The organism is Streptomyces sp. MBT65, assembly GCF_016612545.1.
In the GTDB taxonomy this organism is placed as follows: domain Bacteria; phylum Actinomycetota; class Actinomycetes; order Streptomycetales; family Streptomycetaceae; genus Streptomyces.
The window spans coordinates 1-13,887 of the sequence record NZ_JAENRY010000030.1 but is presented as its reverse complement, the minus strand read 5'-3'; the positions used below and the strand labels follow the sequence as shown (position 1 = coordinate 13,887).

The window sequence follows — 13,887 nt, the reverse complement described above, 5'->3', positions numbered from 1 at the left end:
ACCCGCTGTCATGAGCATCAACTCCCGTCTGCGCCAGTTCGGTTCGAAGACCGCAGGACCCGGCCAGCCCGTCTACGTCGTCGGCGAGATCGGCATCAACCACAACGGTGAGCTGGAGAACGCGTTCAAGCTGATCGACGCCGCCGCCGAGGCCGGCTGCGACGCCGTCAAGTTCCAGAAGCGCACCCCGGAGATCTGCACCCCGCGCGACCAGTGGGACATCGAGCGCGACACCCCCTGGGGCCGCATGACCTACATCGACTACCGCCACCGCGTGGAGTTCGGTGAGGACGAGTACCGCCAGATCGACGACTACGCCAAGTCGAAGAACATCGACTGGTTCGCCTCCCCGTGGGACACCGAGGCGGTCGCCTTCCTTGAGAAGTTCGACGTCCCGGCCCACAAGGTCGCCTCCGCCTCCCTCACGGACGACGAGCTGCTGCGCTCGCTCCGCGCCACGGGCCGTACGGTCATCCTCTCCACCGGCATGTCGACGCCGAAGCAGATCCGCCACGCGGTCGAGGTCCTCGGCAGCGACAACATCCTGATGTGCCACGCCACTTCGACCTACCCGGCGGTGGCCGAGGAGCTCAACCTCCGCGTCATCAACACCCTCCAGGCCGAGTACCCGAACGTGCCGATCGGCTACTCCGGTCACGAGACGGGCCTCCAGACCACCCTCGCCGCGGTCGCGCTCGGCGCCACCTTCGTCGAGCGTCACATCACCCTCGACCGCGCCATGTGGGGCTCGGACCAGGCCGCCTCCGTCGAGCCGCAGGGCCTGACCCGCCTCGTCCGCGACATCCGCACCATCGAGGCCTCCCTCGGCGACGGCGTCAAGAAGGTCTACGAGTCGGAGCTCGGCCCGATGAAGAAGCTGCGCCGCGTCAACGGCGTCGTCGCCGAGGCCGAGATCGCCGCGGCCGCGGGCGAGCCGGTCTCGGTCTGAGTCTGAGCCATTAAGAGGCAGCGTCACTTACGGTCACGGGACGGTCGTACGACAATGAGCCCCCACGCCGGCACAGCCGGTCTCACCCCCCACACTCTCGCGTTCGTGGAGAGTCCGGTACAGCTTCTGAACGTGCTGGAGTGGGCGCACCTGCGTGCGCCCCGAGCCGAGGGGGCACCCGGCGGGGGGCTCACCCTCGTGGTCCTGTCGCCGACCGACCCGATGACCCGCGGCCAGTTGCGCCGCATGGCAGACCTCGCCCGCGACGAGGGCCACACCGTGCGCTGGGAGGAGGCACGGGGTGGACCCATGGCCCCCTTCCAGACCATCGGCGGCCTCACACGGCTGCTCCGCAAGGCGGACCGGATCGTCATGGGCGACCCGTTCTCCCGCTACGTACAACTGCTGCTGACGATCACCAAGGCACGTGACCTGGTGGTGGTCGACGACGGCACCGCGACGATGGAGTTCGTCGCCCAACTCGCCAGCGGCGAACGCCTGGTGCGCTGGCACCGCAAGGGCGGCCGCCCCGGCCCGCGCGACCTGATCTTCGCCCCGGTCTCCTCGGCGGCCCGCCGCCGGCTGACCCCGAGCACCCGCCGCAAGGTGGAGATCTTCTCGTCCATGCCGATCGAGACGACCCCCGAGGGCGTCACGATCACGGCCAACGCCTTCGCCTGGACCCGCGCCACCTTCGGCCCGCCCCGCATCACCAAGGGCGCCGACATGGTCGGCACGTCCCTGGTGGAGACCGGCGTGGTGGACAATGACCGCTACCTGGAGGCGGTCGCCACCCTCGCCAAGACGCACGGCGCGACCCGCTACTTCGCCCACCGCCGCGAATCCACGGAGAAACTCCACCGCCTGGCGGTCGAGACGGGCCTGGAGATCGTCCGCCCGGACCTCCCCCTGGAGCTGATCGCCCGCCGCGGCCCCATCGGCCGTACGATCCTCAGCTTCCCCTCGACCGTCGTGCACACCCTGCCGCTGGCCCTGGTCGGCACGGAGGTCCGCGTCGCGGTGTGCGAAATCGACCCCGCATGGCTCACGGAGAACGCCTCGCCCCGCGCGCAGGGGTTCCTGTCGGGAGTCACGGGGACGGCGCGGGACGTCCACCGGTTGTCGGCGGTGACGGTGGCCTAGCCCGGCCGGCGGGGGCGGCCTGGCACGCTCAAGGCGTGCAACCACAACCAGGAATCGCGCCTACGACCACTCCCGCAGCCGGCACCCTGTTCGCCGCCCTCTACGGCGACCTCACCCCGCACCCCTGGCACGACCCCGACTCCGAGCACGACGCGTACCAGCTGTTCCACCGGCACTCGCTCGCCATGGGCTGGCTGGACGACCGGGGGATCCGGATCTCGGGACGCACCGGCGAGGAGCGTCCGGTGGGCGGCCCGGGGCTCTGGGCCATGAACGACGCGGGCTGGACCCACCCCGGAGCCGCGCCCGGCGCCGGACTCGTCTCCTGGTTCCAGGCCGAGGCCGGTGCCGTGGTGGCCGAACGGCCGCTCCCCGTCCAGCCGTTCCTCCGCTGCGCCCAGGACGTGACGGCACGGATCGGTACCGTACGGCTCTCCGCCGTGCAGGTGCTGCTGCCGGTCCAGGGCATCGATCCCGGGGCACGGCCGCCCTACGCCGCCGTACCCTCCCTGCTCACCACCGAGTGGTTCGGCGAGCGCGACCCGGCGGCCAGGGCCCCGGTGGACGTCCGCGTCAACAGCGGACGCGATCCGGTGATCCCGGCCGTCGCGCGTCAACTCGCCGACGACATCGCGGAGTTGGACCAGGACGTCTTCACCTGCGGGGACCACGACGTCACCGAGCGGGGCGCTGCCCTTGCGCCGCTCTTCCACGACGCCTTCTGGAACGGGCCGCCCCTGCACGGCATGACCCTGCGCGGTGAACTCGCCGAGTGGTCCTGCGACGCGATCGGCTGGCTGGCCGCGACCGTCGCCGACTGTGCCGCCCGGCTCGGGGTGCGGTCACCCCTGCTCCTCACCGCCACCGTTCATTCGGAAGCCGAAGGCTTGTGAGCCAGGGTGAAGGCGCGGCCCCACCTCTGCTGGCCCGTGGGTTCCACGCGGGCCTGCGCGGCGAGGGTCAGGCCCGCCTCCGTGAGGAACGTGGCGATCCGGGCCGGGGTGCGGAAGTAGTAGTCGAGCGCGATCTCCTGGCCGTAACGCTCGGTCATGTGGATGTGCTCGCCCTCCGAGGCCTGGAACGCGAGGAGGACCTGACCGCCCGGCCGTAGGGCCCGGTGGAACTCGGCGAGGACACGGGGCAGGTCGGCGTCCGGGATGTGGATCGTCGAGTAGAGGGCGATGATGCCGCCGAGGGTCCCGTCCGCTACGTCCAGGGACGTCATCGAGCCGACCTGGAACCGGAGCCGGGGGTGCGCCTCGCGGGCCAGGGCCACCATGTGCGGGGAGAGGTCGATGCCGAAGGCCTGGACCCCGAGGGCGTTCAGGCGGGCGGTCACATAGCCGGGGCCGCTGCCGACGTCGGCCACCGGGGCCTCGGCCCCCGCCGTACGGACGAGCTCGGCGAAGGCGGTCAGCAGGGCGGTCTCGACAGGGCCCTCGCCCAGCCCGTCGGGGTGCTCGGCGCTGTACGCGGGGGCGATCGCGTCGTAGGAGGAGCGGGTGGCCTCTATGAAGTCCGCGGTCACAGCCGCGTTCGGGTCGGTCACGTCGGCGGACCCTACCAAGGGCACGCTGCGTAGCCGTAGCGTCGCGTGGCGGTGAGGATTCCGCGATACGGACGGTTCAAGCTGTGCTGTGGTGAGGCGTGGTATCCCAGAAGGAGCGGGAAGCCTACCCATCCCAGCAAGCAGCTATGCGGCCGGCGGTCAGATTTTCTTCGACTAACGGGTTGAACTTTTGTTGATCGAGGGTCAGTTGACCACCCGGGCGCCCTACCCTTCAGAGGGTGAAGCAATTGATGTCACCAGAGTCCGAGGCAGAGTCCGAGGTCGAGTCCGTCGGGAATGTGCTTCCGGGCACCCTGCCGGAGGACCTGCGTGCCGAACTCGTCGCGTTCCGGCGCGACTTGCACATGCACCCCGAGCTGGGCAACCAGGAGTTCCGGACCACCGCCGCGATCAAGGCCAGGCTGGAACAGGCCGGTCTCCAGCCGCGCGTCCTCGCCATCGGGACCGGGCTCGTCTGTGACATCGGCCCGCGTGACGCGGCCGTACCCATGCTCGCGCTGCGCGCCGACATCGACGCCCTGCCCATCCCGGACACGAAGAGTGAGTGCGCGTACCGCTCCACCGTGCCCGACCGCGCCCACGCCTGCGGCCACGACGTGCACACCACCGTGGTGCTCGGTGCCGGCCTCGTGCTCGCCCGGCTGCACGAACAGGGACTGCTGCCGCGGGCCGTACGGCTGCTCTTCCAGCCCGCCGAGGAGATCCTGCCCGGCGGCGCGGCCGACGCCATCGAGTGCGGGGTGCTGGACGGAGTGGGGCGGATCATCGCCGTGCACTGCGACCCCAGGGTCGACAGCGGGCGGATCGGGCTGCGGGTCGGCCCCATCACCTCTGCCTGCGACCGGCTGGAGGTCTCCCTCGACGGCCCCGGCGGGCACACCGCCCGGCCGCACCTCACCACCGACCTGGTGACCGCCGCCGCCCGGGTCGCCACCGACGTGCCCGTGATCGTCTCGCGCCGGATGGACGCGCGCAGCGGGGTCTCCGTGACCTGGGGGCGGATCGAGTCCGGCCACGCGCCCAACGTCATCCCGCAGCACGCCGAGCTGTCCGGCACCGTACGGTGTCTCGATCTCGACGCCTGGCGGCAGGCGCCCGACGTCGTGCACGCGGCGATCGACGAGGTCGCCGGGCTGTACCGGGCCAAGTCCGCGATCGAGTACGTGCGCGGGGTGCCGCCGGTGGTCAACGACGTGCTCGTCACCGAGCTGCTGCGGGACGCGATGGTGGCGCGGCGCGGCCCGCTCTCCGTCGAGGACACCGAGCAGAGCCTGGGCGGCGAGGACTTCTCCTGGTACCTGGAGCACGTGCCCGGCGCGATGGCCCGGCTCGGGGTGCGGACCCCGGGGGAGCGGACCGTGCGCGACCTCCACCAGGGCGACTTCGACGCCGACGAGTCCGCGATCACGGTCGGCGTGGAACTGTTCACCGCCGCCGCGCTGATCGACGCCGCGCTCTGAGCGGGACTCCTTGGAACAGGCGGCCGTGGGGGTGCCCGTTCGGTACCCCTACGTCCCCTTGTGTCACCCGGGTGTAACCACCGGCGCGTGAACGTAACGCGGTGGCGGCACGATCCGGTAACGGCAAGGAGAAACCCCGTTCCCCTCCTCGTCTACGCGCGTTACTGTGCGCGGAAATCGCCACAGTGGCGGCGGCTTGGGGAAGCGGTCCGACAACGGTGCCGTGGGGACGAAGGAGTGCTTGCTGTGCGTCAGACAACTCGGAGGACGAAGTTCTCCCAAGCAGCGGTGGCCGTCACGGTCATCGCCCTCGCGGCCACCGCCTGCGGTAGCTCCAGCAAGGATGCCGACAAGGCCACCGACAGTTCGTCGTCCTCGTCCGGCAAGTACACCGGCAAGGGCATCGGCCTGGCCTACGACGTCGGCGGCAAGGGCGACCAGTCCTTCAACGACGCGGCCTACGCCGGTTTCCAGAAGGCCGAGAAGGAGTTCAACCTCACCGGCCGCGACATCGAGCCGCAGGACAACGAGTCCGACGCGGACAAGGTGCAGCGCCTGGAGAGCCTGGCCACGGCCGGCTACAACCCGGTGATCGGTGTCGGCTTCGCCTACGCGCCCGCCGTCAAGGAGGCCGCCGCGAAGTTCCCGAACATCACGTTCGGCATCATCGACGACGAGCAGGACAAGGCCGCCAACGTGGCCGACCTCGTCTTCCACGAGGAGCAGTCCTCGTACCTGGCGGGCGTCGCCGCGGCCAAGGCGACCAAGAAGAACCACATCGGCTTCATCGGTGGCGTCGACGTCCCGCTGATCCACAAGTTCGAGGCGGGCTTCGACCAGGGCGCCAAGTCCGTCAACCCGAACATCAAGATCGAGTCGCAGTACCTGACGCAGACCGCGGCCCAGGGCGGCTTCTCCAGCCCCGACAAGGGCAAGGACGCGGCGAGCGGCCAGATCGACGCGGGCGCGGACGTCATCTACGCGGCCGCCGGTCTCTCCGGCCAGGGCGTCATCTCCGAGGCCTCCGCCAAGGGCATCTGGGCCATCGGTGTGGACTCCGACCAGTACGAGCAGGCTGCGCTCGCCAAGTACAAGGACGCCATCCTCGGCTCGGCGCTGAAGAACGTCGGCGGCGCCGTCTACGACCTGGTGAAGTCCGTCTACGAGGGCAAGCCCAAGACCGGCGTGGTCCGCTACGGCCTCGACAACGACGGCGTCGGCTTCTCCGACACCAACCCGAAGTACAAGGCCATGACGGCCGCCGTCGCCGCGGTGGACAAGGCGAAGGCGGACATCATCTCCGGCAAGATCACCGTCAACACCAAGTAGAACTACCCCGCAGCACTACGCCCTACGGGCATCGTTGCAGCCTGGCGCCCCTTGCCTCCCGCAAGGGGCGCCAGGCTGTCCGTACGCTGGCCACCATCTGTGGCCACAGCTCTATAACGGACCGGACAGATGGGGTTTTCCGTCTGGTCTACGCGCGTTACGCTGCGGCGGAACCAGCGCCTGGTTTGGGCGCTTGCACGAAGGAGTCTCGTTCCATGCGCCGGGTGTCCCGAATCGCGGTTGCAGGCGTTGCAACCGCAGCTCTTGCAGTAACCGTCTCCGCCTGCGGCAGCTCGTCCAGCGAGTCCAGCTCCAGCAGCTCCAGCAGTGCCGGCACGTCCAAGGGAATTGGTCTTGCCTACGACGTCGGCGGCAAGGGCGACCAGTCCTTCAACGACGCCGCCTACGCCGGTCTGGTGAAGGCCGAGAAGGACTTCGGCGTCAGCGGCCGTGACGTCGAGCCGCAGGACAACGAGTCCGACGCGGACAAGGTGCAGCGCCTGGAGACCCTCGCCAGGTCCGGCTACAACCCGGTGATCGGTGTCGGCTTCGCCTACGCCCCCGCCGTCAAGGAAGCCGCCGCGAAGTTCCCGAAGGTCACCTTCGGCATCATCGACGACAACACCATCACCGCCGCCAACGTCGCCGACATGGTCTTCCACGAGGAGCAGTCCTCGTACCTGGCCGGCGTCACCGCCGCGCTGACCACCAAGACCAACACCGTCGGCTTCATCGGCGGCGTGGACGTCCCCCTGATCCACAAGTTCGAGGCGGGCTTCGAGCAGGGCGTCAAGGACACCAAGAAGGGCGTCACGGTCAAGGCGCAGTACCTGACCCAGACCGCCGCCCAGGGTGGCTTCTCCAGCCCCGACAAGGGCGAGGCCGCGGCCGACGGTCAGATCGAGGCCGGCGCGGACGTGGTCTTCGCGGCCGCCGGTCTCTCCGGCCAGGGCGTCATCAAGTCCGCCGCCGCGCACAAGGTGTGGGCGATCGGTGTGGACTCCGACCAGTACAACCAGGCGGCGCTGGCCAAGTACAAGCCGTACATCCTCACCTCGGCCCTGAAGAACGTCGCGGGCGCGGTCTACGACCTCTCCAAGTCCGTCATCAAGGACAAGAAGCCGCTGAGTGGCGAGATCCGCGGCTCGCTGAGCAACGGCGCGGTGGGCCTGGCCGACTCGAACCCGACCTTCAAGAACAACGCCACCCTCCAGGCCGCCCTCGCGAAGGCCGAGGCGGGCATCAAGGACGGCTCGATCAAGGTCAAGACCTCCTGAACCGTAGGTTCTAGGCCAGTCAGGACCATGGCCAAAAGAGCGCTGTAATGACAGCGTTACGGCCACGGAACGGGGTGTGGGGAGGATGTCTGCCCACGCCCCGTTCGCGCGGCAGAATGCTCGGAACGGATCGGATGCCAGTCGAGAACCGATCAGGTCCGGGCACTATTTAAAGCAGGGGCGCTACGCGCGTAGAGAGGCCCCTTTCCACAAGGAGAGTTCGCCATCGACGCGTCCAGCAACCCTCCACTCGGCGATCGGTCGACGATCGCGGTCGAGCTGGTGGGGATCACCAAGCGCTTCCCGGGTGTCGTCGCCAACAGCGACATCCACCTCAGTGTCAGCAAAGGCACCGTGCACGCCCTCGTCGGCGAGAACGGCGCCGGCAAGTCGACCCTGATGAAGATCCTCTACGGCATGCAGAAGCCGGACGAGGGCACCATCGCCGTCGACGGCGAGCAGGTCACCTTCTCCTCCCCGGCCGACGCCATCGCCCGCGGCATCGGCATGGTCCACCAGCACTTCATGCTCGCCGACAACCTCACCGTCCTGGAGAACGTCGTCCTGGGCAGCGAGAAGCTGCACGGCATCGGCGGCGGCGCCCGCAAGAAGATCAAGGAGATCTCCGACCGCTACGGCCTGAGCGTCCGCGCGGACGTCCTCGTCGAGAGCCTCGGTGTCGCCGAGCGCCAGCGCGTGGAGATCCTCAAGGTCCTCTACCGCGGCGCCCGCACCCTGATCCTGGACGAGCCCACCGCCGTCCTGGTCCCGCAGGAGGTCGACGCCCTCTTCAGCAACCTGCGCGAGCTGAAGTCCGAGGGCCTCGCCGTCATCTTCATCTCGCACAAGCTGGGCGAGGTCCTCTCCGTCGCCGACGAGATCACCGTCATCCGGCGCGGCACCACCGTCGGCACGGCCGTCCCCTCCGCGACGACCCCCCGCCAGCTCGCCGAGATGATGGTCGGCAGCGAACTGCCCACCCCGGAGACCGCCGAGTCCACGGTCACCGACCAGCCCGTCATCGAGGTCAAGGGCCTCACCGTCTACGCGAGCGGCGGCGCCTCCCTCGGCGCCGAGTCCGAGCCCACGGCCGGCGGCCTGCTCGGCGACCTCGCCCCCACGGCCGGCGCCGCCAAGCGCGTCCTGGACGACGTCACCTTCACCATCCACGCCGGTGAGGTCATGGGCATCGCCGGCGTCGAGGGCAACGGCCAGACCGAGTTGATCGACGCGCTGATCGGCCTGAAGAACGCCGACTCCGGCACCATCGGCTTCCTCGGCGACGACATCACCCCCTGGGCCACCCGCAAGCGCCGCGAACAGGGCATCGGCTACATCCCCGAGGACCGCCACCGCCACGGCCTCCTCCTGGAAGCCCCGCTCTGGGAGAACCGCATCCTCGGCCACGTCACCGAGAAGCCCAACGCCAAGGGCATGTGGCTCGACATCAAGGGCGCCCAGGCCGACACCCGCCGGATCGTCGAGGAGTACGACGTCCGCACCCCCGGCATCGACGTCACCGCCGCCTCCCTCTCCGGCGGCAACCAGCAGAAGCTGATCGTCGGCCGCGAGATGAGCCACAAGCCGAAGTTCCTGATCGCCGCCCACCCCACCCGCGGTGTGGACGTCGGCGCGCAGGCCGCGATCTGGGACCAGATCCGCGAGGCCCGCCGCGAGGGCCTGGCCGTGCTGCTGATCTCCGCCGACCTCGACGAGCTGATCGGCCTGTCGGACACCCTGCGCGTGATCTACGACGGCAGGCTGGTCGCCGACGCCGACCCGGCCACCGTCACCCCCGAGGAACTCGGCTCGGCCATGACCGGCGCCGCGTCCGGTCACCTCGAACACGTCGAGGAAGCAGCAGACGGCGCGGACAGCACCGTAGAAAACACGGACGACACCGCCGCCCCGGAGGACGAGGCCCGATGAAGAAGTTCGACAAGGAGCGCGTGCTCCTCGCCGTGGCCGGCCCGGTCATGGCGCTGGTCGCCGCGATCCTGCTGACCTCGGTCGTGCTGCTCGCCTCGGGCAAGAACCCGATCGAGCCGTACAACCTGATGCTCCAGCAGATCGGGTACTCCGACGTCCAGGTGCTGATCATCAACCAGGCGTCGATGTACTACATCGCCGCCCTGGCGGTCGCCCTCGGCTTCCGGATGAACCTGTTCAACATCGGCGTCGACGGCCAGTACCGGCTCGGCGCCGTGATGACCGCGGTCGTCGGCGCGCACGTCGGCCTGCCGGCCGTCCTCCAGGTGCCGCTGCTGCTCCTGGTCGCGATCCTCACCGGCGCCTTCTGGGCCGGTATCGCGGGTGTCCTCAAGGTCACCCGAGGGGTCAGCGAGGTCGTCGCCACGATCATGCTGAACGCGATCGCCACCAGCCTGATCCTCTACCTCACGCAGACCAACACCTGGGGCGTGCAGGTCGGCAACAACATGACGACCGGCATCATGGAGAAGTCCGGCTGGATCCCGGGCATCGACATGGGCTCGGACGTCGGCGAGATCTACGGCCTGGTCTTCCTCGCCGCGATCATGGGCGTCCTGTACTGGCTCGTCCTCAACCGCACCCGCTTCGGGTTCGACCTGCGCGCCACCGGCGAGTCCGAGTCCGCCGCCGCGGCCTCCGGCGTCGACGCCAAGCGCATGACGCTCACCGCGATGCTGATCTCCGGCGGTGTCGCGGGCCTCGCCGGTCTGCCGCTGCTGCTCGGCGACAGCCACACCTACAGCCTCACCTTCCCCGAGGGCCTGGGCTTCACCGCCATCGGCATCGCCCTCCTCGGCCGCAACAACCCGGGCGGCATCGCCCTCGCGGCCCTCCTGTGGGCCTTCCTCGACAAGGCGTCTCCCGCCCTGGACTACGCGACCCCGGTCGCGTACCAGAAGGAGATCGCGACGATCATGCAGGGCCTGATCGTCTTCGCGGTCGTCATCTCCTACGAGGTCGTCCGCACCTGGGGCCTGCGCCGCCAGCAGAGCCGCGTCGGCGCCGAACTCGCAGCCGCCGCCCGGAACAACTCCGAGAAGAAGGAGGTGGCGGCCCGATGAGTACCGCGACCATCGCCAAGCCGCAGGCGCAGCAGCCCGGCAAGGGCGGACGCCGATTCTCCCTCCCCGTGCTCCTGCTCGTCGTCGCGGGCGCGCTGATCCTCACGTCGATCGTCCGCCTGATCACGGGCGCGGACGGCATCACGTCCACCGGCCAGATGTCCACGGCCCTTCGCGCCGCCGTGCCGATCGGCCTCGCCGGTCTCGGCGGCCTCTGGGCCGAGCGCGCGGGCGTCGTCAACATCGGCCTCGAGGGCATGATGATCCTCGGCACCTGGTTCGGCGCCTGGGCCGGCTACCAGTGGGGTCCGTGGGTCGGCATCGTCTTCGGCATCATCGGCGGCTGCCTCGGCGCGCTGCTGCACGCCATCGCGACGGTGACGTTCAACGTCAACCACATCGTCTCCGGTGTCGCCATCAACATCCTGGCGCTGGGCACCACCCGATACCTCTCGAAGTTCACCTTCGCCGACACCGAGCAGGGCTCCGCCAAGCAGTCCCCGCCGATCGACTCCCTGGGCACCTTCGACATCCCCGGGCTGTCCACCTGGCTGGACAAGCTCAACGAGAAGCACTGGTTCCTGCTCTCCGACCTCGCGGGCCTGATCGGCGGTCTGATCACCGACCTCTCCCCGCTCACCGTCATCGCGGTGGCGCTCGTACCGGCCACCTGGTGGGTGCTGTGGCGCACCGCCTTCGGCCTGCGCCTGCGCTCCTGCGGCGAGAACCCGGTGGCCGCCGAGTCCCTCGGCGTCAACGTCTACAAGTACAAGTACATCGCCGTGATCATCTCCGGCGGCTTCGCCGGCCTCGGCGGCGCCTTCCTGTCGATCGTCGCGTCCAACGTCTACCTCGACGGCCAGACCGGCGGCCGCGGCTACATCGGCCTCGCCTCGATGATCTTCGGCAACTGGATGCCGGGCGGACTCGCCCTCGGCGCGGGCCTGTTCGGCTACACCGACAGCCTCAACCTGCGCGGCGGCTCCACCAACGTGCACGCGCTGATCCTGCTGCTCGGCTTCCTGCTGGTCGCGGGCTGCGCCTACATGGTCTGGAAGAAGCGGTACGTCCCCGCCGTCGTCACCGCCGTCCTCGGCGCCCTGATGTTCGTCTGGTACGCCACCACCGACTCCGTCCCGACCCAACTGGTCGGCGCCAGCCCGTACATCGTCACCCTGCTGGTGCTCTCGCTGTCCGCGCAGCATCTGCGGATGCCGAAGGCGGACGGCCTGCCGTACCGGAAGGGACAGGGCAAGTGACCTCGCCCGCCGCCGAGTTGGCCGTCGACTGGGACGAACTGCGCGCCGAGGCACGGGAGGCGATGTCCCACGCCTACGCGCCGTACTCGGGCTATCCCGTGGGGGTCGCCGCCCGCGTCGACGACGGCCGCACGGTCTCCGGCTGCAATGTGGAGAACGCGTCGTACGGCCTCGGCCTGTGCGCCGAGTGCGGACTGGTCTCCGACCTCCAGCGCACCGGCGGCGGCCGGTTGACGCACTTCACCTGCGTCGACGGCAAGGGCGACATCCTCGTCCCGTGCGGCCGCTGCCGGCAGTTGTTGTACGAGTTCGGGGGCCCGGGTCTGCTGCTGGACACACCGGCGGGGATCCTCGCGCTCTCGGAGATGCTCCCGCAGGCCTTCGGGCCGGACCATCTCACCAGGTAACTCCCGTACGGCCCCGCCGAGTTGGTCCATCCCCCTCGGCGGGGCCGCACATTTTCTAGAACGTTCGGAAGGAAAGCCAAGCCATGGCGCAAGTCTCGATGGACGCCATCTCCGTCATCCGCACCAAGCGGGACCGCGGTGAACTGAGCGACGAGCAGATCGACTGGGTCATCGACGCGTACACCCGCGGGGAGGTGGCCGACTACCAGATGGCCGCCCTCAACATGGCGATCCTCCTCAACGGCATGAACCGCCGGGAGATCGCCACCTGGACCGCCGCGATGATCGCCTCCGGCGAGCGCATGGACTTCTCGTCCCTGTCCCGCCCGACCGCCGACAAGCACTCGACGGGCGGCGTCGGCGACAAGATCACGCTCCCGCTGGCCCCCCTGGTCGCGGCCTGCGGCGCGGCCGTCCCCCAGCTCTCCGGCCGAGGCCTCGGCCACACCGGCGGCACCCTCGACAAGCTGGAGTCGATCCCCGGCTGGCGTGCCCTGCTCTCGAACGAGGAGATGCTGTCGGTCCTGGAGAACACGGGCGCGGTGATCTGCGCGGCGGGCGACGGCCTGGCTCCGGCCGACAAGAAGCTGTACGCCCTGCGTGACGTGACGGGAACGGTCGAGGCGATCCCCCTGATCGCCTCGTCCATCATGTCGAAGAAGATCGCCGAGGGCACGGGCTCGCTGGTCCTGGACGTGAAGGTCGGCACGGGCGCGTTCATGAAGACGATCGAGGACGCGCGTGAACTGGCGTCCACGATGGTGGGCTTGGGCACGGACCACGGCGTGAAGACGGTCGCGCTGCTGACGGACATGTCGACCCCGCTGGGCCTGACGGCCGGCAACGCCCTCGAAGTCCGGGAATCCGTCGAGGTGTTGGCGGGAGGTGGCCCCTCGGACGTGGTCGAGCTGACGATCGCCCTGGCCCGAGAGATGCTCGACGCGGCGGGAGTGAAGGACGCCGACCCGGCGAAGGCCCTGGCGGACGGTTCCGCGATGGACGTCTGGCGCCGGATGATCGCCGCCCAGGGCGGCGACCCGGACGCGGAGCTGCCGGTGGCCCGTGAGCAGCATGTGGTCACTGCTTCGACGTCCGGCGTCCTGACCCGCCTCGACGCCTACGACATCGGCATCGCGGCCTGGCGCCTCGGCGCGGGACGCGCGCGCAAGGAGGACCCGGTCCAGGCAGGCGCGGGAGTACAGATGCACGCCAAGCCGGGAGACACGGTCACAGCAGGCCAGCCCCTACTGACCCTGCACACGGACACACCGGAGCGCTTCGACTACGCCCTGGAGGCGGTCAAGGGTTCCTACGACATCGGCGCAGAGGGGTCGCCGTTCACGGCTTCACCGGTGGTGCTGGAGCGCATCGCCTGATCGGTGGTTGTGGGGGAGGAGCGGGGGGCTGGGGTTCAAATCCCGGCCCCCTTAGGGCTGTTCA

At 69.5% G+C, this 13,887-nt stretch carries 12 protein-coding genes; 11 read left to right on the top strand and 1 reads right to left on the bottom strand.

Annotation, left to right across the window (positions count from 1 at the left end; all coding sequences use genetic code 11):
* Positions 1-10: 10 nt before the first annotated feature.
* From JHN63_RS09350 to JHN63_RS09340, 3 genes are read left to right on the top strand one after another with little or no spacing between them, the layout of a single operon-like run.
* The gene (locus JHN63_RS09350) at positions 11-949 is read left to right on the top strand and encodes an N-acetylneuraminate synthase family protein (protein WP_200678739.1); all 939 of its coding nucleotides are present in this window, start codon (positions 11-13) and stop codon (positions 947-949) included.
* A 54-nt stretch (positions 950-1,003) separates the two neighbouring features.
* Entirely contained in the window at positions 1,004-2,092 is a 1,089-nt protein-coding gene (locus tag JHN63_RS09345; RefSeq protein WP_200678738.1) for a hypothetical protein, read from the top strand.
* A 35-nt stretch (positions 2,093-2,127) separates the two neighbouring features.
* Positions 2,128-2,985 carry a hypothetical protein gene (locus tag JHN63_RS09340; protein WP_200678737.1) on the top strand — a complete coding sequence of 286 codons (858 nt, stop codon included), beginning with the start codon at positions 2,128-2,130 and terminating at the stop codon, positions 2,983-2,985.
* On the opposite strand, the gene JHN63_RS09335 is transcribed toward JHN63_RS09340, so the two are convergent.
* On the bottom strand, positions 2,961-3,641 hold the full coding sequence (locus JHN63_RS09335; RefSeq protein ID WP_200678736.1) for a class I SAM-dependent methyltransferase: 681 nt from the start codon (positions 3,639-3,641) through the stop codon (positions 2,961-2,963). The two genes, JHN63_RS09340 and JHN63_RS09335, sit on opposite strands and share 25 nt — an antisense overlap.
* A gap of 251 nt (positions 3,642-3,892) precedes the next feature.
* Between JHN63_RS09335 and JHN63_RS09330 the strand changes: the two genes are divergently transcribed.
* The 8 genes from JHN63_RS09330 (at position 3,893) to JHN63_RS09295 (ending at position 13,823) form a co-directional block, all read left to right on the top strand.
* A complete protein-coding gene (locus JHN63_RS09330) occupies positions 3,893-5,122 on the top strand; it encodes a M20 family metallopeptidase (RefSeq protein ID WP_200678735.1) in 1,230 nt (409 codons plus the stop codon).
* A 288-nt stretch (positions 5,123-5,410) separates the two neighbouring features.
* Positions 5,411-6,451, top strand: coding sequence for a BMP family protein (locus JHN63_RS09325; RefSeq protein ID WP_200678825.1), 1,041 nt, complete (start codon positions 5,411-5,413; stop codon positions 6,449-6,451).
* Between the two features lie 215 nt (positions 6,452-6,666).
* A complete protein-coding gene (locus JHN63_RS09320) occupies positions 6,667-7,728 on the top strand; it encodes a BMP family protein (protein WP_200678734.1) in 1,062 nt (353 codons plus the stop codon).
* Positions 7,729-7,953: 225 nt separating this feature from the next.
* The gene (locus JHN63_RS09315) at positions 7,954-9,657 is read left to right on the top strand and encodes an ABC transporter ATP-binding protein (RefSeq protein ID WP_200678824.1); all 1,704 of its coding nucleotides are present in this window, start codon (positions 7,954-7,956) and stop codon (positions 9,655-9,657) included.
* A complete protein-coding gene (locus tag JHN63_RS09310; RefSeq protein ID WP_200678732.1) occupies positions 9,654-10,781 on the top strand; it encodes an ABC transporter permease in 1,128 nt (375 codons plus the stop codon). Before JHN63_RS09315 ends, JHN63_RS09310 begins: the two co-directional genes overlap by 4 nt.
* Positions 10,778-12,040, top strand: a complete 1,263-nt coding sequence (locus JHN63_RS09305) for an ABC transporter permease (protein WP_200678730.1) — start codon at positions 10,778-10,780, stop codon at positions 12,038-12,040. Before JHN63_RS09310 ends, JHN63_RS09305 begins: the two co-directional genes overlap by 4 nt.
* Positions 12,037-12,447, top strand: a complete 411-nt coding sequence (locus tag JHN63_RS09300) for a cytidine deaminase (RefSeq protein ID WP_200678727.1) — start codon at positions 12,037-12,039, stop codon at positions 12,445-12,447. Before JHN63_RS09305 ends, JHN63_RS09300 begins: the two co-directional genes overlap by 4 nt.
* Positions 12,448-12,545: 98 nt before the next feature.
* The gene (locus tag JHN63_RS09295; protein WP_200678823.1) at positions 12,546-13,823 is read left to right on the top strand and encodes a thymidine phosphorylase; all 1,278 of its coding nucleotides are present in this window, start codon (positions 12,546-12,548) and stop codon (positions 13,821-13,823) included.
* The last annotated feature ends 64 nt before the right edge of the window (positions 13,824-13,887 follow it).